This window comes from Chitinophaga ginsengisegetis (assembly GCF_900168065.1).
Lineage (GTDB): Bacteria > Bacteroidota > Bacteroidia > Chitinophagales > Chitinophagaceae > Chitinophaga > Chitinophaga ginsengisegetis.
In genome coordinates this window covers 593,820-618,263 of sequence record NZ_FUZZ01000005.1, presented here as the reverse complement: position 1 = coordinate 618,263, position 24,444 = coordinate 593,820, and the positions used below count along the sequence as shown (strand labels likewise).

At 47.1% G+C, this 24,444-nt stretch carries 15 protein-coding genes; 5 read left to right on the top strand and 10 right to left on the bottom strand.

Translation table 11 applies throughout. The annotated features are described in order from the left end of the window. Positions 1 to 3: 3 nt before the first annotated feature. The 5 genes from B5Z18_RS28685 to B5Z18_RS28665 all read right to left on the bottom strand — a co-directional run bounded on the left by B5Z18_RS28685 (position 4) and on the right by B5Z18_RS28665 (position 12,691). A complete protein-coding gene (locus B5Z18_RS28685) occupies positions 4 to 2,799 on the bottom strand; it encodes a SusC/RagA family TonB-linked outer membrane protein (protein WP_079472986.1) in 2,796 nt (931 codons plus the stop codon). A 29-nt stretch (positions 2,800 to 2,828) separates the two neighbouring features. After that, the gene (locus B5Z18_RS28680) at positions 2,829 to 4,556 is read right to left on the bottom strand and encodes a RagB/SusD family nutrient uptake outer membrane protein (RefSeq protein ID WP_079472985.1); all 1,728 of its coding nucleotides are present in this window, start codon (positions 4,554 to 4,556) and stop codon (positions 2,829 to 2,831) included. Between the two features lie 12 nt (positions 4,557 to 4,568). After that, positions 4,569 to 7,694 (bottom strand): SusC/RagA family TonB-linked outer membrane protein, encoded by a 3,126-nt coding sequence (locus B5Z18_RS28675; RefSeq protein ID WP_079472984.1) that lies wholly within the window; start codon positions 7,692 to 7,694, stop codon positions 4,569 to 4,571. Positions 7,695 to 7,896: 202 nt separating this feature from the next. After that, the gene (locus B5Z18_RS28670; protein WP_079472983.1) at positions 7,897 to 11,979 is read right to left on the bottom strand and encodes a hybrid sensor histidine kinase/response regulator transcription factor; all 4,083 of its coding nucleotides are present in this window, start codon (positions 11,977 to 11,979) and stop codon (positions 7,897 to 7,899) included. 106 nt (positions 11,980 to 12,085) lie between these two features. Continuing rightward, complete coding sequence (locus tag B5Z18_RS28665; RefSeq protein WP_079472982.1) at positions 12,086 to 12,691, bottom strand: sterol desaturase family protein; 606 nt, start codon at positions 12,689 to 12,691, stop codon at positions 12,086 to 12,088. A 154-nt stretch (positions 12,692 to 12,845) separates the two neighbouring features. Here B5Z18_RS28665 and B5Z18_RS28660 point away from each other — a divergent pair, with 154 nt between their 5' ends. Then, on the top strand, positions 12,846 to 13,748 hold the full coding sequence (locus B5Z18_RS28660) for an AraC family transcriptional regulator (protein ID WP_079472981.1): 903 nt from the start codon (positions 12,846 to 12,848) through the stop codon (positions 13,746 to 13,748). A gap of 69 nt (positions 13,749 to 13,817) precedes the next feature. Then, entirely contained in the window at positions 13,818 to 14,603 is a 786-nt protein-coding gene (locus B5Z18_RS28655) for an SDR family NAD(P)-dependent oxidoreductase (RefSeq protein WP_079472980.1), read from the top strand. A gap of 34 nt (positions 14,604 to 14,637) precedes the next feature. On the opposite strand, the gene B5Z18_RS28650 is transcribed toward B5Z18_RS28655, so the two are convergent. The 4 genes from B5Z18_RS28650 to B5Z18_RS28635 form a co-directional block, all read right to left on the bottom strand. Then, entirely contained in the window at positions 14,638 to 15,423 is a 786-nt protein-coding gene (locus B5Z18_RS28650; RefSeq protein WP_079472979.1) for a helix-turn-helix domain-containing protein, read from the bottom strand. A 4-nt stretch (positions 15,424 to 15,427) separates the two neighbouring features. Further along, positions 15,428 to 16,843, bottom strand: coding sequence for an aldehyde dehydrogenase family protein (locus tag B5Z18_RS28645; protein ID WP_079472978.1), 1,416 nt, complete (start codon positions 16,841 to 16,843; stop codon positions 15,428 to 15,430). Then, on the bottom strand, positions 16,840 to 17,730 hold the full coding sequence (locus tag B5Z18_RS28640; protein WP_079472977.1) for an oxidoreductase: 891 nt from the start codon (positions 17,728 to 17,730) through the stop codon (positions 16,840 to 16,842). The genes B5Z18_RS28645 and B5Z18_RS28640 overlap by 4 nt, the downstream gene beginning before the upstream one ends. A 509-nt stretch (positions 17,731 to 18,239) precedes the next feature. After that, positions 18,240 to 18,803, bottom strand: coding sequence for a Crp/Fnr family transcriptional regulator (locus B5Z18_RS28635; protein WP_079472976.1), 564 nt, complete (start codon positions 18,801 to 18,803; stop codon positions 18,240 to 18,242). Positions 18,804 to 18,942: 139 nt separating this feature from the next. On the opposite strand from B5Z18_RS28635, the gene B5Z18_RS28630 reads away from it, so the two are divergent. Together B5Z18_RS28630 and B5Z18_RS28625 are read left to right on the top strand one after the other, a co-directional pair. After that, positions 18,943 to 20,289 (top strand): hypothetical protein, encoded by a 1,347-nt coding sequence (locus tag B5Z18_RS28630; RefSeq protein ID WP_079472975.1) that lies wholly within the window; start codon positions 18,943 to 18,945, stop codon positions 20,287 to 20,289. 8 nt (positions 20,290 to 20,297) lie between these two features. Then, the gene (locus B5Z18_RS28625) at positions 20,298 to 20,708 is read left to right on the top strand and encodes a hypothetical protein (RefSeq protein ID WP_079472974.1); all 411 of its coding nucleotides are present in this window, start codon (positions 20,298 to 20,300) and stop codon (positions 20,706 to 20,708) included. 217 nt (positions 20,709 to 20,925) lie between these two features. Here the strand turns inward: B5Z18_RS28625 and B5Z18_RS28620 are convergent, their stop codons facing one another. Continuing rightward, positions 20,926 to 23,286, bottom strand: coding sequence for an ABC transporter permease (locus B5Z18_RS28620; RefSeq protein ID WP_235016071.1), 2,361 nt, complete (start codon positions 23,284 to 23,286; stop codon positions 20,926 to 20,928). A 313-nt stretch (positions 23,287 to 23,599) separates the two neighbouring features. Between B5Z18_RS28620 and B5Z18_RS28615 the strand changes: the two genes are divergently transcribed. Continuing rightward, a complete protein-coding gene (locus B5Z18_RS28615) occupies positions 23,600 to 24,442 on the top strand; it encodes a universal stress protein (protein ID WP_159454463.1) in 843 nt (280 codons plus the stop codon). Positions 24,443 to 24,444: the final 2 nt, after the last annotated feature.

The following is a 24,444-nucleotide window of genomic DNA, read 5'->3' as shown; positions in this document are numbered from 1 at the left end:
TGATCATAATTGCACGCGTACACCTGCGTTCATGGAGCGCATAGCGGGATACCCGCTGAGTGTTTCAGGATCGGCAAAATGAATGTGGTCCAGTGAAAACACGTTGGTTGCGTTCACATACAGGCGGAGCTGCTGCATCCTGATACGCGACAACAGCGAGGCCGGGAAGGTGTATCCCAGTTCGATGTTGCGCAGTTTTACAAAGCTGCCGTCGCGCTGCCAGAAATCGGTAGAGCGATAGTTATTATCATTCGCCGCAGTAGTAAGACGCGGATAAGTGGCAGTAGCCGCTGTTTCCGGCGTCCATCTGCCCATAGCGATGGGCGCTGCTTTCGCATCATTTACAAACGCCCATACCAGCGGACCGGATAACATAACGCTGCGGTTAGTGACACCCTGGAAAAATGCATCCAGATCGAACCCTTTGTATTGTACGCCCAGGTGCAAACCAAAGGTCCATTCCGGCAGTACGGGTTTACCGATGGCTACTTCATCATAAATATCGATGATGTGGTCGCCGTTCTGGTCTTTGTATTTAATATCACCGGGTTTCACGGGTGCAAAAATCTGTTGCGGGCTGTTACTCACATCTGCCTCATCTTTGAAAAACCCGATGGCCTGTAAGCCAAAAGGCTGCCCGATGCTTTGACCGGTGCGGTTGAGATAGGCATAGGGCTGTTGCGCTTCTGCCATGTATAATATTTTATTCCGGGCGAAGGCTGCGGAGGCGGTGGCAAAATAACTGAAGCTATGTTTTACTTCGCTCTGGTATCCCAGTTGTAATTCAAAGCCCCTGTTCCTTACGCTGCCTACGTTTTCAGCCGGCAGTCCCACGCCTATATAGCCGGGAACAGCGCCATATCTTTCCGCCAGGATATCTGTTCTTTTTTCGTCGAAGAGGTCGAGCATAACGCTGATCCTGTTGTGCAACAGGGAAGCGTCTATCCCGATATTGGCCCTGCGGTTTTTCTCCCAGGTGATATCGGGGTTAGCAAGGCTGCCTTCATCCATGCCACCGGCGTAGCGGTTATCCTTACCAAAGTAATATCCTCCACCGCTGCTGTAGTACTGGTTGTAAGGGAAACGGCGGCCACCTACCTGGTCGTTGCCCACCTGGCCATAGGAGGCCCGTAGTTTCAGGAAGCTGATCCACTCCGCCTGTTGCAGGAAGTGTTCTTCAGACAGGATCCATCCGGCGGATATGGCGGGGAAAAAGCCAAAGCGTTTGCCCTTGGGGAAATTTTCGGAGCCGTTGTAGCCGAAGGAAAAGTCGCCGATATATTTTCGTTTATACGCGTACGTTATCCTGCCGGCGGTACCCTGATGCGCATAGGGAACGTTGTTACCTGATATGGTATAAACATCCTGCTGGTACAGCATCAAGGCATCGATGCTATGTTCACCGAAGGTACGGTTGTAGGTAAGATTGAACTGGGTGTTGGTGCGTCTCCACTGATCGTTCACCCCATCATTTTCTACTATGGTAGTGTTGTCGCCAAACTTATTGTAGATGGTATCTCCTGCCGGATTTTTGAGCAGCTGGAATACCGCGAACTGTTTGGTTTTATCATCATTACCCTGGAACCAGTTATTGAAAGATACTGCTGCACCGGCTTTTAATCCCGGTGTAATCTGATCCAGGGCATAGCTGAGGCGCATGGTAGCCTGCAGGCTGCGGGCGTGCGTGGTAGCTACGCCACGGCCCAGTACCAGTCCTACGGGGTTACCGCGATACACAGAGGTGCCTCCGTAGGAGTTATCGGGGTTGCGCACCGGGAAGGCATTAGGTGGTATAAGCATCATATTGCTCCAGATCTCCGGGGCGCCAACGCCGGGATAGCTGCGGTCTTCCACCCTGCCGGCGAGGTCCAGTGAAGTGCTTAAACGCCTTGTTACTTTAATATCCACATTGGAGCGGAAGTTATAACGCAGGAAATTGGCGTTGGAGCTTTCTTCTCTTTTCTTATCTGTGTTCTTATACAGTCCTGTATTTTTAAGTACGTTCAGCGATACAAAATAGGTAGCGTTGTTGTTACCGCCGGTGAGGTTCAGGTTGTATTCCGACATGGGCGCCGACTTCTTCAGTACTTCATCATACCAGTTTACGTCAGGATGAAAGTATTTGTCGTTGCCGCTTTTATACGCGTCCAGGTCGGCCTGTGAATACCTGTCTGTTTTACTTTCATTCCTTAGCGCCTCGTTGTAGAGCGTGGCATAGTCGTACGAGCCGAGGAAATCCGGTAGTCGCTGCGGGCGCTGGAAGCCAGTTTGCGCGCGGAAGGAGATTTTAGGTTTGCCGTTGAATCCTCTTTTGGTGGTAACAAGCAATACGCCATTGGCGCCGCGGATACCATACATGGCTGTAGCCGTAGCGTCTTTCAGCACAGTGATGCTTTCAATTTCATCTGCTGCCAGCTGATCAAAAGGGCTTTCAAATCCATCTACAAAAGTAAGGAGTCCTGACCCACGATAGGAGCTAACGCCGCGTATAGTCATGGACGGTGCATCATAGCCTGGTTCACCACCGCCCTGCATAACGGTGAGCCCTGGTATACGGCCATACAAGCCATTGCTGAGGGTAGCGGCGGCCGATTTCCGTAATACGTTGCCGTTCACTCTTCCATAGGCGCCGGTTACTTTCCACCATGCCTGTTCTCCATATGCCACGGGCACCTGCAGGGTGGTATCTGCTGTTACCGAGGCTGAGTCGGCAACGGATTGTGCCAATGCTGCAACGGCGATTAGTGTACCCGTTGCCGTTAGCAAAGCTGTTTTACTTATTTTATATATGCGGTTCATTGTTTCAGTATTGAAGTTTTACAATCGGGTTACCAGCCTGGGTTCTGGATCATGTATTGTTTGTAGATTTCCACATTGGGGAAAGGATACAGGTACATTTTATCGTTCCACACCCGTTGTTCAAACACTACCTGGTCGAAATGAAATTCGCTGCTGGCGGCAATAGGCTTTAATCTCAGCCCATACATCTTTCCGTTCATCACGCCTTCGTCGCCCGCAATTTTCCAGCGGCGCACATCCCAGTAGCGATGTTCTTCAAAGGCCAGTTCCACGGCGCGTTCATTTCGTATAGCCGTTCTCATTTCTTCTTTTGTTTTACCCGAAAGTGCCGGCATACCTGAGCGGGCGCGAACCGTATTAATAGCGGTATACACTTCCGTTACGGGGCCTTGTGCTTCGTTCAACGCCTCTGCGTAGTTGAGATAAAATTCTGCCAGGCGGAATACCGGCCAGTTGATGGTAGCGCCGTAGGAAGACCAGGTAACGCTGCGGGGCAGGAACTTATGCAGCCATTGTCCGCCGCCACGGTCGCCGCCATGCAGGGCGGGTTTGCCATCTGTTTTGATGTACATCTGCACCGCACCTATTTCACTGTTCCAGCTGGCGCCGTTGTATCCTATTGATTGTGCAAAGCGTGGGTCCAGCGAAGCGTACATGGCGTTGGCGTTGTCGCCGGATTCAGGCCAGGTTTGGGCACCGCCGGTTTTCTTCTCATAAAGTTTTACGAAGTTCATCGGCACGGAAATACCATACCATCCTCCATACATATTCACCGGCATGGTGAAGTTGAAGTAGTCGCTGTAAATACCCCACCAGCCGTTTGATTTATTGGCGAGGATAATTTCCGCGTTATCGGGTTGCGACCATACATACTCGTAGTTTTTATCTGCGCCAAACTCTGTGATGAGGCGGCAGCTGCCGGTGGGCGCCCAGTCGAGCACCGCTTTAGCGGCATCCGCTGCTTTCTGCCATCGGGTGGCATCATAGTTATGATAGCCCACCAGTGTAGCGGTAGCGTCGGTAGTAGGTACATAAGAAGTGGCGCTGTTGAACAAAGGACTTGCCGCATATAACAACACGCGCGATTTCAGTGAAAGTACCGCGCCTTTGCTGATGCGGCCCCGGAGGAAACCTTCCTGTGCAGCCGGCAACCCGGTTACGGCTGCATCGCAATCAGCGATGATAAAGTTGATACATTCTTCCAGTTTGTTACGCGGCAGTTTGAGGTTGTCGCTGTTAAGCAAACGCTTGTCGACGATAGGTACACCTCCGTAACGTTTCACCAGTTCAAAGTACTGGAGGGCGCGCAGGAAGCGGGCTTCCGCTTTCAGCTGTGTTTTATATTCCGCGGTGGCATCTGGTACCCCGTCGATGCGTTCCATAAAAATATTGGCCTTGCGGATGGCTTTATAATGCGTATTAAAATCGTCTTCCGGGTTATCATTGGCATTCCACTGTCCTTCGTTAAACCGGTTGGTGCCGGGCCAGCTGTCGGCGATATCACCTTCATCGCAAGCGGCTGCCAATACGCCGGCTACAATGCCGCCGCTGCTGGAAACGCTCCAGCCGGTAGGTAATCCCGAAGGCACGCTGTTGCCGTATACATCATACAGAAATGTTTCTGCATTCCTGATCTTTGAAAAAATAGTATCTTCTGTAATATCTACGGATGGCGGCTTTTCGAGAAAATCCCTTGTGCAGGAAAAGAATGCGCCCAGCAGCAGACTTAATATGATATAGTATTTTACTTGTTGCATAGTTTGTATTTTTTAGAACTGCAGATTCAACCCCACGTTATATACCTTTTGTTGCGGATAGAACTGGCCGCGGCCATCCGGCGCTTCAGGGTCGTATGTTTTCAGGGACGACCAGGTAATGAGGTTCATACCATTGGCATATACCCGTATGCTGCCGATCTTTGCACGTTTCAGGATACCATCCGTAAAGGTGTAGCCTACTTCCACATTTTTCAGGCGCAGGTAGCTGGCATCTTTCAGCCAGTAGCTGGAGCGCTGATAGTTGTTACCGGCGGGGCTTTGCGACAAGCGGGGGAAAGTGATTTTTTCACCGGCCTTATACCGTTCTTCATTCCAGCGTTCCATGTGTACTGACATAGCATTACGCCAGTCGGTATCAAATGGCCATGCTGCCATTTGCTCCAGGTATACAGATGCTTTATCAGCTCCCTGAAACAGTACTGAGCAATCGAATCCTTTATAGGCAGCGCCGAAGGAGAAGCCATAAATGATTTGCGGGAACTGGGAGTAGCCGATGGGCATCTGGTCGTCGTTGTTGATGACACCATCGCCGTTTACATCTTTATAGCGGATATCGCCGGGCTGGAGGGCATCCCTGCCGTTGGCGCCGGGCGCGTAGGAAGACTGTGGTCTTTTTGTATCATTGATCTCGTCCCAGGTATTGAACAGTCCTTCTGCCACCAGGCCAAAGTACTGACCTACCGGGTTACCGGTTTCATTTTGATAAGGATAAGAGCGCGGGGCTTCATCTTTAAATTCTATTTTATTACGGGCAAAGGAATAGTTAGCCTTTACCCAGTAGTTCAATTTGCCAACATAGTCGTTATAACCGGCATCGAGCTCAAACCCTTTGTTGCTAACCCTTCCCAGGTTATAGGCCGGCAGGTCGTTCACACCTACAATGCCCGGTACTGCGCCACGCATGGCCAGGATATTATTACGCTTTTCCTGGAAATAGTCGCCGGTGAAAGAGAACCGGTTATTAAACAATTTCATTTCAAGACCGATGTTGGATTTCTTTGCTCTTTCCCAGGTAATATCGGGGTTACCGAGTTTACCTTCGTAAGAGCCGCCATACCATTGGTAAGAAGAACCTACTTCGCCGAAATTATATCCGCCACCGTATGCGAAAGCAGAGGGAAGATAGAGAAACCGGGAGCCGCCATTGAAGATATCGGAGAGTTTATCGTTTCCTACTTCTCCATAAGATCCTCTTACTTTCAGGAAAGTGAGGTATTTATTTTTTGGGAAGAAGGGTTCATCTGAAGCTACCCAACCCAGGGAGTAAGCGGGGAACCAGCCAAATCTTTTGCCTTCGGGGAAGTTTTCCGAACCGTTATAACCCATATTAAACTCCACCAGGTAGCGGCTTTTGAAGTTATAAGCAACACGCGCTGCCATTCCGAGGTAGGCATTGGGTACTTTATAAGTAAGCGAGGGTGCATAGGCTTTACTTTGATTATACAGCAGTAAACCGGTTACGTTGTGCGCACCGAAGGTGCGGTTATAATCCAGTGCCAGTTCACCATATATTTTGCGGCGCTTGTCGTAGCTTTCGCTAAAGCCCAGGGTGGTTTCTTCCCCTTGTGGTATATAGAGAATATTATCTGCGTTGGCCGGGTCTTTTACGGCGAGGTAGGTAACGTTGTTTTTAGAACGCCTGATAGAGTGGCTGTACCAGCTATCGTATGCGATGGTACCACGGGCCGACAAACCGGCTGTTATGAAATCCAGTTTGTGGTTGAGGATAACGGAAGAATTCACGTTGCTCTTGAACAATTGCTGGTAGCCTGCATTGAGCATGGTGAGCAGCGGGTTCCTGCCATTTACGGCGCCGGAAATCGTTACCAGTTTGCCGTCTACAATACCAGGGCTGCTAAAAGGATTGGCAGAGAGTACATCGAAGAAGATGTCGCCGGCGGATTTGGCCGGGTAGTTCTGGTTCTCTACCTGCCCGCCGAGGTTTACTTTTACGGTAAACAGGGGCGTTACATCAAAATCGAAATTAGAGCGGAAGTTGTACCGTTTGTATTTTGGGTTGGCGCTGAACTCCGGGTTATAGTCCGCATAACGGTAAGCCCCGTTCTGTTCAAAGTAGCCACCTGAAATAAAGTATCTCGCCAGCGAGGTACCGCCGCTGATATTCAGGTTGTGTTGCGACTGAAGGGAGTAAGGTTTCAGCATCATATCAAACCAGTCAACGCTGGGATGAAACACGGGGTCCTTTCCTGATTTAAACAGTTCCAGGTCTTCCGCTGTGAAATAAGGCTCTTTTCCGTCATTTTTGAGCGCTTCATTTTTCAGGGTGGCATACTCGTAGCTACTCACCATTTTGGGCAGCTGTGTAGGGCTTTGCCGGCCCAGGTTGGAAGTTAAGCTCAGTTTGGGTGGTCCCATTTTGCCGCGGCGGGTAGTGATGAGGATAACGCCGTTGGCGCCCCGCACCCCATATACCGCCGTAGAGGAGGCATCTTTCAGGATATTGATGGTTTCTATTTCGTTGGGATCTATCTGGTTGATATTGGATCGTTCGATGCCATCGACCATGATAAGCGGGTCTGACCCCGAGCCGGCATCCAGTGTGCCGATACCGCGGATCTTCAGGCTGGAGCCATCCTGGCCCGGTTCACCGCTGCGTTGTACCGCAATGAGGCCCGGCAGGCGGCCTACCAGCATATTGGATACGTTGGCCACGGGGGATTGCAACAGTTCTTTGGTGCCGATAGACGCCACGGCGCCGGTAACGGTTACCTTTTTCTGCACACCGTATCCCACTACTACCACTTCCCCGAGATTCTTTTCGTCCGGCTGCATCTTTACATTCAAAACCGACCCGCTGCCCAGCGGTACTTTGCGGGTAATATACCCGATACAGGAGAACACCAGTACCCGTTTGCCATCGGGCACGTCTATACGGTAATTACCATCTGAATCAGCAGAGGTGGACTTCTGGGTACCCTCTACTACGATGGTGGTACCTATCAGGGCGCTTCCTTTTTCATCCGTTACCTTACCGGTAATGATGACGCCGGCCGGTTTTACGGCGGCAAAAGTAAACAGAGGTAATGAGGTCAGGGACAAGAGGACAACATAAGTTATCCGTAAAAAAGACCGCACACTACAGTAGCTTTTTTTCATAACGTTGGGTATTACTTTTGAAAATGAAGGTGGCTGTATGCCCCTCATTGCGTTGGTTGACAGGGGTAAAATTCGGATGAATCATCCTGAATCATGGGGGAGAGATTCGCCTATTTAGGGGGAGGAATTGGGAATAAGGCGCTAATATTCAAGGGATTTTGATTCCGGGAGACAGGAATATGCATTTCTATCTCCCGAAAACTTATACCTGCTTCTGGTTATCAAATTTTTTACGGTATTTCCGGATGTAGGCAGATGGGTTCATCTCGAACACCTTACAAAATTGTTCCCGGAAATATTTCACGTCATTAAATCCTACCTGGAAGGCGGCTTCACTTACATTGCAGCCGGTATTAATGAGCAGTTCTGCGGCTTTCCTCAACCGGATGAAGCGGATAAATTCATTTACCGAGTGGCCGGAAATGGATTTTACCTTTTTATAGAGGGTAGAGTGGCTGATCCCGATTTCGAGGGCGAACTGTTTGATGTTAAAGTCGGGGTTATCGAGATGTTTCTCCGTAACCGCAATACAGCGGTGCAGGAACTCTTTATACTCCGCCGATATTTTCTGGTTACCGGTATTGAGGGTAATTTCCTTGTAGAAATATTGCTGCAGGGTGTTGCGGCTGCGGATAATATTGGTGATACGGGCAACGAAGAGTTCTTTATCAAATGGTTTACTAAGGTAGTCGTCGGCTCCGCCTTCAATACCTTTTAGTTTTATTTCCGGAGAAGAACTGGCAGTGAGTAATACTACGGGGATATGCCCCAGCGCGGGGTCTGACTTTATCTGCCGGCACAATTCAATACCGCTTTGTCCTTCCATTAATACATCGCTGATAATGATATCCGGCAGGTGGCGGCTGGCCAGCTGGTAGCCCTCCCCTCCTTCAGACGCTTCGTAGATATTGAAGGTAGCTTTAAAAATGCTTTTGATATAATCACGTATCTGGCCGTTATCGTCTACAATGAGCATGCTGGGGCGGGGCGACAACAGCACATCCAGGGTATCTTCCGCGGCAGCTTCCTCTGCTTCCATCAGTGCCAGGTCGTCTTCTTCCACCAGTTCTTCCAACAGGGATTCCATCTTGGCTGTTTCCTCAAAAACCGAGTAGCCATGCAGGTGATCTTTTCCTTTTTGGAGGGTAATAGTAAAGGTAGTACCGTTGCCGGGTTCACTTTCGTATGCCACGGTGCCTTTGTGCGCCTGTACAAATTTTTTCACGAGGTACAAACCGATACCAAAGCCATTTTTCAGGGTGGTATCTTTTTCTGATACCTGGTAAAAGCGCTCAAAGAGCTTGTTGCCCACCTGGCCGGGGATGCCACAACCGCTGTCGGCAACACTGATGACGATGCCTTCCGGGAGATCTGACAGGGAGAAATGGATGCTGCCTCCGTCGGGCGTATACTTAAAGGCGTTGGACAGCAGGTTAAACAGCGCTACTTCAATTTTTTCACGGTCGGCGTATGCCATTACCTGTTCCGCGTTGCAGCTGAAGTCGAACTGCAGTTTCTTCATGCCTGCCTGGTGTGTAAAGCAGAGATATACTTCCCGGCAGATAGCGGCCATGTCAAGTGGCACAATTTTCAGCTGATCTTCTTCCTGGTCGGCTTTCCTGAACAACAGGAGCTGATCTACCAGGCTCAGTAGGCGGCGTGCATTGCGGTATACGATGGTGAGGTCTTTACTTTCGATCTGGCGGCCATCGCTGTAAAGGAGTTCTTTTACCGGGTTGATGATCAGGGTGAGTGGTGTACGGAACTCATGGGATACGTTGGTAAAGAAGGAGAGTCTTTTTTCATGCACTTCTTTCTCTTTTTCCGAACGGATATGCGACAGTTCTATTTCATACCGGAGGCGGGCCTGCCGGCGCTGGTAAAAGCGATAGGCGTATAAGAGGCCGCCGGTGAGCAATGCGTAAACGATATACGCCAGCCAGGTGCGGTACCAGGGAGGCAGCACTTTAATTTTTATAATGCGTTCCTGCGGGTTCCATATGCCATCTGCATTGGTGCTTTTTATACGGAAGCGGTAGTTACCTTCATGCAGGCGGGTATAGTTGGCGGTTCGTTGGGTGTTCACATAGTTCCAGTCGTTATCCCAACCCTCCATATAATATGCATAGGCGATTTTATCCGGGGAGGAGTATTCCAGCGCTACATAATCGAGCGAAAATACGGCCTTATCGTAGGGCAGTACCAGTTCCTCAAGGTAGCAAAGCGGCTGGTGGCTGCTTTTGGCGTGTTCCTGGTCGTATGGCGTATTGGAAATGCGGAGGCCCGCGATGAGCAGCGGCGGGAAATCGTTTTTTTCCGCGATGGCCGCCGGGTCAAAAATGTTGAATCCTTTGATGCCGCCAAAAAGCAGTTCCCCGGATGAGAGTCGTAATGACGCGTTGTAATTGAACTGGTTACTTTGCAATCCGTCCGACTCATAAAAATTTTTGCATTGCCCGGTGGATGGGCTGTAACGGGCGATACCGTTGTAGGTGCTCATCCAGAGGTTTCCTTTATTATCTTCTTCAATATTCAGTACCGCGTTATTGGGCAGCCCTTCCTGTTCTGCGATGGTGGTGTTTTTACCGGTAGCGCGATCAAACTGTACGAGTCCTCCTCCTTCTGTGCCTATCCAGAAATGATGGGCTTTATCTTCATAGATAGCACGGACGTTGAAGTCCATGTTATAATACTGGTGCTGCCGTTTTTTTGTATCTGCTTTTATCAGCCTGTTGAAAGTGCCGAACCAAAGGCCGCCGGCTTTATCTTCCGAGATGGTGATGATATCACGAAGGCCCGGATCAAAACATTCGAAGCGGTTGGTGGCTTTATTCAGGCGGTAAATGGTACCTCCCATGCAGGCGCCGGCCCACAGGGTATTCTGGCTATCGAGGTATAGCTTCCATACGAACTTATCTTCATAACCATTCAGGCTGCACGTGTATTTTTCAAAAGTATGGTTTGCCCTGTTGTAGCGGTTGATGCCGCCGCCGAAAGTAGCCACCCAGATATTATTATCCTGGTCCTTTACGATGCTGGTAACATTATTATTACTGAGTGAACCGGGACTGTTTGCTTTGTGGGCGAATGCGGTGTAGCAGTTTTGTTTCCGGTTCCATATAGAGATGCCGCCGCCATCGGTTCCTATCCAGATATCTTTATTCCCATCTTCACAAAATGAAAAAGCAAAATTGGCGGCCGGGCTGTTACCTGGTAAAGGATTAGGGGTGATGGTGGTAAAGCGTGACTTTTGTTTATCGATGATATTAACGCCACCGCGCAGGGTGCCGATCCATTTACGCTGATCACGATCTTCATACACGGCATACACGGCGTTGCTGGTAAGGGACGATTTATCTTTACCGGTTTGGAGTTGCCAGGCAGTATCTCCGTGTTCCGGCATTACAAAAATGCCATCGCCATCGGTAGCTACCCATAGTTGCCGGGTGGCGTCGATGGTTAAGCTGATCACTTTACTATCCTGGTGGCGGGTGGCTGCGAGCGACCGGGAGAGCATGTTGGTGGCGGGATTGTAGCAATATACGCCTTCGTCTGTACCCATCCAGAGTTGCCCGGAGGCATCGGCGATGAGGCAATTTCCTCTTTTCTGTTGTTCATTTACCCGTACGATCTGCTGTTTTTCTTCATCATACCGGCAGAGGCCAACGTTTTGTACAATGAGCCAGCACCGGCCCTGCTGATCATTCACAATAGCGGGAACATTGTTGGCGATGGTGGTGTTTGCACCTGTCAGCGGAATTTGCCGGGCGACGCTGCCGGCTGCCGGATAAACGAGCAAACCGTGACTGGCAGTACCCATGAGCACCAATCCTTTCCGGTTTGTGACGATGGTATATACTTCTGAAGAAACGGGCAGCGTGTCGCCCTTCGTTAAGCTGCGGTAATAAACAGGTTGAAACACGCCTGTGGGGCCATTCAACCGGTTTGCACCATGTTTGGTACCTACCCACATGTAGCCGGAAGAATCTTCTGCGATGGTAACGATGCGGTTATTGGTGAGGGAGTTGGGCGCTTTGAGTTGTTGCCGGCTTACTTTGAAGCTGTATCCGTCGTAGCGGTTTAATCCGTCGTAAGTGCCAAACCACATGAAACCATAACGATCTTTATGGATGCAGGTAACGGAGTTATTGGACAGTCCCCGTTCGATGCCGAGATGACTGATAGGTTGTTGCTGTGCGTGCACATCACTCCGTGTGAGCAGCATTGCCAGGAACAGGTATATTACACTAGCCGGGATATTGATGCGTGGATTGGTATAGATCACTACTTCCTTCTTTGAAGATGCTATTTAACAGGCGTCTTTAACTAAGGTAATAATTAAATGTAAACCCGACAATAATCAGATTACTTTTATTTCCGGTGATCCTCTATCAGAACATAGTACCAAACACGCGGTCCCACAAAGTAGAGCTTACGCCGAAACCCAGTTCCTCATTTTTATAGTGATGCAGGTGGTGGTTACGCCATAAGGGTTTCAGCCATTTGAAGGGTGGCGCCCAGGCGTGGATCGCGTAGTGCATACTTCCGTAGGCGAGGTAGCCGGAAATGAAGCCCGGGAAAAATACCCAGGCTGCATTGTTCATCAACAGATAAAAGACAGCAAAAAGAAAAGAAGAGATGATAACGCTTGGCACCGGCGGCATAAACAGCCGCTGGCGGTCGCGCGGATATTCGTGATGATTGCCATGCATGGTATAGGTAACTTTCTTTGCCAGCGGATGCTCTCTGACCCAGTGAAAGATGAACCGGTGAGCGAGGTATTCGAAGAGTGTCCACCCGAGTACGGCTACCAGGTAGATAAAGCTGATCTTCCACCAGGAGTAATGTAATGAAGTGCGGCTGTGGTATAACATATAGCTGATCACAGGCAGATATATCCCGAAGATAATGATGGGATGGGTTTTTGTGAGGAACTCCAGGTACCTGTTACTGAAAATCTGCGCCTGACCTTTGTTATGCACTTTTTCAAATTTCATATGCGGCTGTTTTTATACGTAGCATCCGGTGTAAAAATGCAACAGGCACGGGTTACAGCCATCCAATTTTTCATGAACTGCGGATTTAACGGGTTGAATTGTTGAAAAACGGGGTTTACCCGGATATTACGTTTGAATTGCATAACTTTACCGGATGAAAGCAAAAGAAAGTGTGACATCCTTTTTTGAGTTACATGGAAAGGAGTATCCAAGCGGGCAGTTCAGTGTAAACCGGCTGGAGGAATTTGGCTGCAGTACTACCAATTTACCATCCAACAGGAGGGATTTTTATAAGATCTCGCTCATTGTAGAAGGCGGTGGTATTTTATCTTATTCTGATAAAAGCATCAGAATCGAAGGCGCCTGTCTTTCTTTCATGAACCCTATGATCCCTTATTCCTGGGAACCCACTACCAACCTGCAAACCGGCTACTTTTGCCTGTTCCAGGAAAGCTTTATAGACGCTCATTTAAAGAATGGCAGTCTTGCGCAATCACCGCTGTTTAAAACTGGTGGCAATCACATCTTTTTTCCTGATAAAGAGAAAGTGGATTTTCTCCGGCAGATATTTGAGAATATGCTGCGGGAGATGAATTCCGGCTACGCCAATAAACAGGAATTGCAGAAGAGCTATGTGCAGATCATTATGCATGAAGCGCTCAAAATGCAGCCACCTGAAACCTATTACCAGGCGGGCAACGCGTCTCAGCGAATCAGTGAATTATTTATAGAGTTGCTGGAAAGGCAATTCCCTATTGATCCGCCGCACCAGGTGATCCGGTTGAAAAACGCCAATGAGTATGCCGAGCATTTATCTGTTCATACCAATCATTTGAACCGGGCATTAAAGGAAACCACCGGAAAAACCACTACCGAATGGATTTCGGAGAAAATAACCGCCGAAGCAAAGGCGCTGCTGCTGCACAGCAACTGCGATATCGCGGAAATTGGTTACTGCCTGGGCTTTGAGCATGCTTCTAACTTTAATATCTTCTTTAAAAAACAAGCTGGACAAACACCCAACCAGTTCCGGAAGGCGACTGTTTCCATTTCATAACTACCTGTTTGATTCGCATAATTCCGGGAGTAATGCGCCGGCTATCTTTGTGTCATAAATAAAAAATATATGGCACAGGAAGTATTAAAAGACAAAGTAGCCCTGATTACAGGAGGCACTACCGGTATAGGTTTCGCAACGGCTGAATTATTTCTGCGCAATGGCGCCAAAGTGGTGATTGCAGGACGCCGGGAAACAGAAGGACAAAAAGCATTACACGCATTACAGCAAATCAGTTCCGATGTACATTTTATTGCGGCCGATGTATCGCAGGGTGCGATGGTGCAAAAGCTGGTAGCGGATACGGTAGCGCGTTTCGGGCGACTGGATATTGCGTTTAATAACGCCGGTATTGAAGGCCAATTCGGGTTGATTGAAAATACGCCGGAAGAAGAATTTGATAAAGTAATTGGCATCAACTTAAAGGGGGTGTGGTTATCCTGCAAATATGAAATTGAACAATTCAAGAAGCAAGGTACCGGTGGGGCGATTGTAAATACCTCATCGTGGCTGGCCCGCGGGGCCGGCGCCGGTTCTGGCGTATATTCCGCCAGTAAAGCAGGTACTGATGGTTTGATCCGGGCACTGGCTATTGAAGCAGCGCCGGCGGGAATCCGGGTGAACAATGTTCAGCCTGGCTATATTCATACCCCGATGTTTGACCGTTTCTTTCCAACGGAAGGTGCGGAAGCATTACAGGAGCCTTTCAAGAAACATGCGCCTCTTGGCCGTTTTGCGAAACCTGAAGAGGTGGCCGAACTGGTGTTGTGGCTGAGTAGTCCGGCTGCATCCTTTGTTACCGGGGAGAGTATTTTGGTAGATGGTGGTTTGGCCATTGGTGGTCAAAGGTTCTAAGCATAAAAGGGCTGTCTTAAACGACAGCCCTTTTTTATACCAGCGTCGACGGCGCCACGCCAAACGTCTTCTTAAAAGCAAAAGAAAAGTGCGACAGATCTTCAAATCCTACTTCAAGATATACATCTGATATTTTCCTTCCTTTTTCCTTAATGAGATAGTAAGCTTCCTGGAGCCGCTTCTGTTGCAGCCAGCGGCTGGGCGAGGTATGAAAGATTTTTTCAAAGTCGCGTTTAAAGGTGGCGAGGCTTCTGCCGGTCAGATATGCAAAACGTTTTATTTCTACATTGAAGTGATAGTTTTGCTGCATAAAAGCTTCCAGGTCTATTTTGCCTGGCTCTGTAAAATCGAACAATATATTTTTGAGTGCGGGATTTACTTTCAGCAGGATGAGAATAGCTTCTTTCAGTTTCAGGGCTGACAGGTTATCGTTATCCGGTTCGTTCAGCTTTTCGTAGGGCTGCAATGAGGTCACATAACTTTGCAGCAGCGGGTGGGGTTTCAGTTCCATCACGGTTTCACTGTCCACCTGTTTATCGGCAGTGTAGCCGTATTCCATACTGAAATTCCGCAGGGTGGTTTCATCGAGGTAAACGGAGATTGTTTTAAACTCACCATTTTCCGGAGGTTGTTTAAAGAATTTGAGCAGCTTATTCCGTCTGCAGAAACGGAATGTTCCTTCATCAAAAGTTTGTGTGCGTTGCCCGTCGTTGAAGGTGATAGCACCCGCAATCTGGTAACTAAAAACATGTACCGGAACAAACTGCTCTCCTTCCCTGCTCCTGTTCACGTAACAGGAATAAACAATTTCCTTCGACATAATATTATAGAATGATGGTTTTCGGTTCAAGGTATTCTTCCAGTCCGTATGCGCCAAACTCCCTTCCGATACCCGATTGTTTAAATCCTCCGAAAGGCGCCAGGGGATCATGGTTCAGTGTATTGATCAACACTCTTCCTGCTATAATTTTCCCGGCTATTTCCCTTGCTTTCTTTTCGTTGGATGAGCTGATGTATGCCATCAGGCCATATACGGTATCATTAGCGATATCGATGGCTTCTTCGGTTGTTTTGTAAGTCATCACGGACATAACCGGTCCGAATATTTCTTCGCTGGCGATCCGCATATCCCGTGTAACCCCTGTAAACACCGTTGGCTGTACGAAGTTCCCGGCTTCCAGTCCTGCGGGCTGTTCTACCCCGCCCGTCAGTAATTCCGCGCCCTGATCGATGCCCAGTTGAATATACTGCTGTACGCGGTCGTATTGTTTCCTGCTTACGAGTGGGCCTATGGTCGTTGTTTCGTTCATAGGATCGCCTGTTTTCACGTTTGCCACGGCCGTTTTCAACAGGGCCTTTACTTCTTCCAGTCGTGCTTCCGGTACCAGCAGCCGTGTACCTGCGATGCATGCCTGTCCGTTGTTCATAAAGCAGGCCGCTACTGCCATTGGAATGGCGGTATGAAAGTCGGCATCATCGAGGATGATATTGGCCGACTTGCCGCCGAGTTCCAGGGTGACCCGTTTCATGGTATCTGCTGCGCCGCGTGCGATCATTTTGCCTACGGCAGTAGAGCCGGTGAAAGAGATCTTTGCAATATCGGGATGCAGCGTAATTGCTGATCCTACCACGTTGCCGGGGCCATTCACGATATTGAATACTCCCGGCGGCAGCTGTGCTTCATGAAGCGCTTCTGTCACAATCTGCGTTTGAATAGCGCTCATTTCACTGGGCTTGATAACAGCCGAACAACCAGCCGCGATAGCCGTAGCCAGTTTATTGCAAATATAGCTGGCATTCGCATTCCAGGGCGTAATAATTCCAACTACGCCTAATGGTTCCATGACCACTTCGGAGGTACCTGCTTTGCGGGTGAATGAGAAATCTTCCAGTACTTTTTTATAATGCAGGAAGCTGTCGGCTGCCAGTTGATTGCTGGCTAGCGCCCTTTGCCTTGGTGCGCCGTATTCAATGACAGAGGCTTCCACTAAATCCGGTAGTCTTTTTATCATTGCGTCGTGCAGGCGTTGGAGGTAGTTGCTCCGTTGCTGCACCGTAGTTTTTGAGAAAGTGGTGAAGGCTGCCTTTGCCGCGGCGATGGCCCTGTTGACATCTGTTTCATCGCCCAGTGTTACCCGTCCTATCTGTTGGTTGGTAGTGGGATTAATGAGATCGAAGGTAGTGGCGCCATGTGGTGTTACAAAGTCGCCGTTGATATAAATCTGATCTATTATTTTCATGATTGTGCTGTTTTTGTAGCGAACTTATCTGCTGCAGTTGTTCCGAAAAAATCAACTGCATCGTTGTGATCAGTAGACCTGCTAACGGGCAGCCATTTTTCAAATTCCGTTTGTCGTGCAGCATCTGCCTGTTTTAAAATTCCTGCTGCTTCGCTGCCTAAAACGAGATGTACCGGTGGCGCGGGATGATCGGCCAATTCCACCATTACTTTCGCTGCTTTTTCAGGATCGCCTACCGGCACATAATTGCCTTCACGGAGATATTTTATCATCCAGCCAACGGTAGGTTCATAGTCTTCGATAGGTGTGGCGAAGGTCATGGAGGCGCCGCCCCAATCTGTGCGGAAGCCGCCGGGTTCCACAGCTGTAACGAAGATGCCCAGCGGGGCCACTTCTTTGCCCAGGGCTTCCGTGAATCCACCGAGGCCAAACTTCGCCGCCTGGTAAATGGTGAGGCCGGGGTTTCCTACGCGACCGCCTATGGAGCTGATCTGGAGAATACGGCCGGCGCGTTGTTGGCGCATGTGCGGCAATACCGCCCTGGTAATAGCGATGGGCGCATAAAGATTTGTTCCCAGCTGGCTGCGCACCTGTTCTTCTGTAAAGGCTTCCGCTGCGCCGGTGATACCGAAGCCTGCATTGTTTACCAGCACATCAATTTTGCCGAAGTGTGCGATCGCTGTATCTACCGCCTGTTGGATCTGTTTACTATCTGTTACATCGAGTTGTATAGGCAGTAGCTGACCAGGGTATTGTGCGGCAAGATCGTTTAATTGTTCGGGGTTACGGGCGGTACCAGCCACCAGAGCACCATTGGCGAGAACTGCCTGCGTAAGACTGCGGCCGAGGCCCCGTGAGCTTCCTGTGATAAACCAAACTTTTGTCATGAGTATTGTTTTTTGTTTAGGCAAAGGTCGGGTGGAAATGGTTGCGGGATTTTGTTGCAGGGCTCAAATGTAGTTTGTGGAGAAGCTCAGGTATGCCATATTTCAGGTTTTTATGCGGGGAGAACAGCCTCCCGTATTCCCCCACCCCGAAACGGATGGAGGAAAGGGAGAGCTTACCACTTTAATTGCACGCCCAGTACAATCAAGAGCGGTGAAGTGGGTTTGTTTTGGTTGGTTGGGTTATTTAATGGATGAATGAAATTCTTGTTCCATGCGATGGCCTCTTCAATATCTGGTATTGAGTCAATGTCCTGTTAATTGGAAGTAAAGATTGATTGTAGCTACTACGGGATTTCGTCTTTTAAAAAGATAATGGATTTGTTGCTTTGATAATGCTTGATAAGTGTTTAGCGCTTCGGGATCAAAATTAGGGGATTTGAATTGAATTTTTAATTGATATTTATCAAGAAATAAAATTGATAAATGTCAAGAATCAACATTGATAAATATCAATAAATAGCTTTTATTCTCGAGAAGGTTTCCTGTGTAATCCCCAGATAGGATGCTATATACTTTGAAGGAACTCTCTGAGTAAGATCGGGATAATTTTGCATGAGGAATTCGTATTTCTCTAAAGCTGTTTGTTTCCTGATTGCCAACAGCCGCTCTTCGCTTTTACAATAGTAGTGTTCTGTAAGTTTCCTTCCAATGATATTAAACTCGAGAGAATTTGCATACAACTCCATAAGGTCATCGTAAGTAATGTATATCAGTTCACAGCTTTCTAATGCCTCAATTGATTCATAACTTTTAATTCTTCTAAAGAAAGATAAAACGGATATGATAAAATCATTCTCCATCATAAACCAACTGGTAATCTCTTCATTATCCTTCTCATAATATGCTCTCAGCAATCCTTTAGATACAAAAAAGAGATTATCGCAAACATTTCCCTGCCATAATATCGTTTGTTTTCTTTTAAACTTTGCAAACTGCAATTTTGCAGATATTTGTGATTTCAGCTCCTCAGAAACAGGCCCTAACTGTGATAATAAAGCGAATAAGGTATCCATTATGGTTAGTTATTTTGAGTGGGGAGTAATTTCAGGCTCTAAATATAATGAAAATTAAGTCAATACATATATTTGACATATATCAATTTTTTGAATAGGGGAAATCATTTAACTTGATTAGACCAAAATCATGATCCTAATGAAACCTTTTCACTACTGTTTAGCTTTTCTTATACTCATATCTAGCTGTAAAAGAAAAGACCCCATATTATCAGACAAAATTACTATTTCAGAGGCAAAGCAAAGCTATAACAATGTGACGTTTGATTTTAAGAATTCTATTGGTATGATTGATAGCCTGCCCAAAAACCTAAAGTGGGAGACTTGTTATGAAAGACAAATTAGTGGAGAGTCTTGTTTGATATTAGACATTCATCCAACACCGACGAGGCAAATCAAAAGCCAGAACAGTAAGTATCCTCCTAACATCGAAAGATACCTTCTATTTCGTAAGAATAAGAGTGGAATTATAAATTTTGAACTGGTAACATTTTTTGCCAACAATGATGCAAAAAATAGCCTGTCAATTCTTGTTTTTGATAATTCAGGAAGATTATCACGTAGTTTTGTTTCCGATGGTGTCAACCTATTTACCACAAATATAGATACCCTTCGCTATCAAAATCATTTAACAAGAATGCCAGGAGGTTCTTTATGCATCGAAACAGATTGGTATACCTGCTTGTCATTCAGGGGAATCAGCTACGGATGTACGTACAATTACAGTACCCGTCAATGTGTGGATATACCGGACAATGGTAGTGGAAGTGCCATAAACAATCCTTCAATCGATCCCGTTGGTGGCGGTAATTTTGATTATAATTCAGTTCCGGCTATCAGGTTTACGAGATGGATAGTAGCACCGGCAGTAGATCGATTAATCGCTGACCTTAAAAAGTACTTCGGTTGCTTCAATATAAATAGTACCTCAATTTACAATATTACACTGTACGTAAAACAACCGATCCCCAATTCCCGTATCATTGTTTCCGATGGTTACGGTAATAAGTTGCCCAGTTCATTAGATTTAAATTCTTTAACTGTGGGGCATACCTTCTTAGGATTTTCCCAGTCTGGTGGGGCATCCACACCGGTTAGCCGGTATGTAGGTTTCTACCCGTCGACAATGGTATCCCCTTTCTTGCCTGAAACTTCCGGTGCGATTGCCGATAATTCTAATACTGCATATGACGTTTCCATTACCTTCAAAGTGTCAGGCGCCCAATTCAAAACAGCAATGGATCAATTTGCGGCTGCAACAAAAGGCAATTATAATTTAAACTGGAATAATTGTACGGACATTTGTATTTCGGCCTTAAATATCATTGGATTAAATGTGCCTAAAACAATTGGTACATGGCCGTTGGGGCAAGGAGCAAATCCTGCAGATCTAGGGGAAGATCTCAGGCTATTTAATTCCACTTCCATAACGCAAAAAAATCTTACAGGTGGGACATCTCCCGCCAATACTTTTCAATGTAAATAATTATCACTATGAATAACATAATCTTGTATCTTTTAACATTACTTTACTTCAATACAAATGAGGAACAATGCGTCAACTGGAATGAAGCCAGGAATTTTTATTTCTATAATTTGCCGATAAATGTCACCACAGAGAGAATTCAATGGGCTGATATCGATAAATTAAAACCAATAAAAATCAACAATGCCGCTCGTATTCTGGGCAGCTCGGAATGTAAAAAACAAAAAATTGCTATCTGGAAGGATGAATATTTGTTGGTTGTCGAATTCAATGATGGGAAAAAGAGAAAATTCAAAGTAAGCGGCTATGGTGGTTTTCTTTATGATCCGGGACGTAAATTCTACTTTGTTCAGGAAAAGGACAAAGACGAGTGGCAGTCTGTTATACAAACATTAAGAGCCCAAACTAACAGAAACTAAAAGTTCTATTTATTCCTAATACTAAATTCAGAATAAAAATCACTCCACCTTCAAACTCGCCACCGGATTCGCCAGGGCTGTCTTAACCGCCTGGGAACTCACAGTCACCACAGCAATAAGCATCGCAAGCACTCTCGAAATCATAAACGCGCACCAACTTGCATGAATACGATAGGAAAACTAATACCTGCCTGTCCTGCTATTATTTATTATTTAGCTACTCCGCCTTCAACGACCTCACAGGGTTCATCCTTGCAGCTTTCAGCGCCAGCACACCTACCGTGAGCAAAGCAATAATCACCGCTGCCAATCCTGCGAGGCCAAATGTCCACCAGTGGATATCTACCCGGTAGGCGAAACCATTCAGCCAACGGTGCATGCCCCACCAGCCCAGCGGCGTTGCGATCACGATGGCAATGAGTACCAGCTTAATGAAGTCGCCGGATAATAAACCGACGATGCTGGTGATAGATGCACCCAGCACTTTGCGGATGCCTATTTCTTTCAGGCGTTTCTCGGTGGAGAAAGTAGCCAGGCCAAATAAACCAAGACAAGCAATCAATATAGTAAGCGTTCCAAAGGCGGCAAAAATTTCTCCGAAGCGGAGGTCTTTCAGGTATTGTTCGTTGAACGCCTGGTCCAGGAAGCTGTATTTGAAGGGTCTTTGTGGTTCCAGCTCATTCCAGGTATGTTCCAGTTCCGAGATGGTTTTGTTTATCTGTGCCGTTTTAATACGCAGGGAAAGCCTGTTCAGTACATAAGATGGCGCCATTCTCAACGCCAGCGGCTCTACTTTTTTGTGCAGCGACTGGTAATTGAAATCCTTTACAACGCCGATAACGGTGCCTTTACGGCCCCATTGCTCGAATTTTTTCCCGATAATTTCCTGCGGATTGGCATAGCCCCATTGCTTTGCAGCAGCTTCGTTAATGATCAGCGACTGCTCCAGGTCTGCCGGGAAATCGCGGGAGTATGCCCTGCCGGCGGCCATCTTCATTTCATATGCGGGTAAAAAATCTGCGTCTATTTCATATAGCCCCGGGGCAAAAGATTGCATTTCACCACTTCGGGAAGCGATGAAAGTAGTTGCATTCGGAAAAAATTCTCCCGGTACAGCACGGGAAGCGGTTACAGTTATTACGGCCGGGTTGTTGGCCAACGTAGCTTTTACAGCCTCTATGTTCTTATTTACTTTGTTATCGCCACCGTAATCAATTACCAGCATCTGGTCCTGCCGGAAGCCCAGGTTATGCGACCGCAGGTGATCCAGCTGGGAAAATACAATCGCTGTGCATGCAATCAATGCAATGGATAAACTAAACTGGAATACCACCAGGCCCTTTCTCAGCTGAATACCTTTCCCGGATGAATGAAATTTTCCTTTTAACACGAGGGCCGGCTTGAAACGCGACAGCACCAGCGCCGGGTAAATACCTGCGGGGATTCCTACCAAAAAAGGTGTGAATATCAGAACAATCATCATCTTCCAGGACATGAGATCACCATATGGCAAAGGCTTTCCTGAGATATTACGCACCATCGGCAGTAAAAGAAATACCAACGCAAATGCTAATACCGTGGCCAGCATGGAAATCACTACTGCTTCTACAAGATACTGGAGGATTAAACTCTGCTGATGAGCGCCCACTGCTTTTCGCACACCTATTTCCTTTGCCCTTTCCATAGACCGGGCAGTGGTAAGATTGATGAAGTTAATAGCTGCAATAAACAGGATGAAAGCGGCTACCAGCGAAAAAATATACACATTCGACAAGCTGCCGGTAGTTCCTGGCTGCCGCATGGCTTGTGAACGGAGATAAGCATTTTTCAGGGGTTCGAAAGCGATCATATAACCGATCTGGCCGGAAATACGCCGTTTTAAAAATTCAGGCACCTTTGCCGACATCATTTTGATATCGGCATTTTCATTCAGTAAGAAATAAGTGTAGAAGTCGATATACCCCCACTCATTAAAGATATCCGGCCTGAAGCGATAAAAAGTACTCATCGACAACAATCCTGAAAACGTAAAGTGAGAATTGGAAGGCACATCTTCCATTACACCGGTAACTGTTAAAGAAGTGCTATCCTGATCGGTTTGAAATACCTGCCCTACCGGGTTACTGTCTCCAAAATATTTCTTTGCAATACGCTCGGTGAGTACAATACTATTGGGTGCATTTAATGCCGTTTCCCGGTTCCCGTATAACAGTTTCCAGCTGAAGATGTCAAACGTGGTAGAATCAGCAAACATCAGGTTACCTTCCTGGAAACGTTTATCTCCATTCTGCAGTAACAGGGTTATAGGGCTGGTGAACCTGGCTGTCTTTTTTATTTCGGGGAAGTCTGCCTGTAAAGCCGGTGCTACAGGCGCATTGCCCCATACCTGGTATTCATCTGGTGACGGCGGGCGCAAGTTCTCACCGGATATCTCACGATAGGAATGCAACACCCGGTAAATCTGATGGTAGTTTTTATGATATTGGTCGTACGACAATTCATCTTTCACATATAACACTATCAGGATACAACAGGCAATACCTACGGTTAACCCAATAATATTGATCAAAGAGTACATTTTACTCCTTGAAAGGCTCCGCCAGGCAATTTTAAAATAGTTGCTGATCATAGTTTCAGGTAATTACGACGATATAAATATACCCTCTGCCCGGCCAAAACAAATGCCACATAGCTGAAACCAGTACCCTGGCGGATTTTAATAATCCGCCCGTTCCTTTTTGTTCAAATATGAACACTTTTCTGTACAAAAATGGACATTACCGGCCTGGCGTCCGATTGTTAATTTTCACTGAACATAAGGTTCCTCCGATTGTTCATACTGTTATTGGCAGTAATTTCGTACTAATCTGTTTGCACCAAAACACATGCATATGAAAACAATGCTCATCCTGACGGATTTCTCAGAAAATGCCTTCCGGGCAACGGAATATGCAGCCCAGCTGGTGGATCCTCTTCAAATCAGCCGGATCGTTTTGTATCATGCTTACCAAAGCACCATTATAGGTACCGATTTACCTGTAGCCAATACTGCCAATGACCAGCAGATATATCTCGAAAGTATGGAAAACCTGGGCCTGCAGCAGGACCGCTTATCCGCGCTCACAAAAAATGTAAGGATCGACCTTATGGCGGAAGATGTTTCCCTGCCTGTTCATATCAGTACTTTATGCAAAAGTGAAGAAATAGATATTGTGGTGATGGGGGTTTCCGGCCGGTCGGGCCTGGAAAAACTATTACTCGGCAGCACTACTTCCATGATGATACAGGAAAGTACCGTACCTGTACTCATCGTTCCCAACAGCACACTGATTGGCAAACCCATAAATTCGGTGGTATTTACTACCGATCTGAAAGACCATGCCTCCATACCGGCGCATCAGCTGTATGAGTTCCTGGATGCTTTTCCCGGAGCTGCCCTACAGGTGATAAACGTTGATAAAGCCGCAGGTGAAAGTTATACAGTAGAAACAAAAGAATCTATTGCCACACTGCACAACATTTTTGATAAATACAATGCTACGTTTGACTATATCAATAAAGATAACACGGTAGAAGGCATCTTATCATATGCCAATAGTCACCATGCTTCCATCATTATTGTGGTGCCTAAAAAACTGGGAGTGGTCGCTTCTTTCTTCCATAACAGCATCTCCAAAAAACTGGCGTATGATTCCAATATACCATTGTTATCCTTACCGGCGGTAAAAGCATAAAA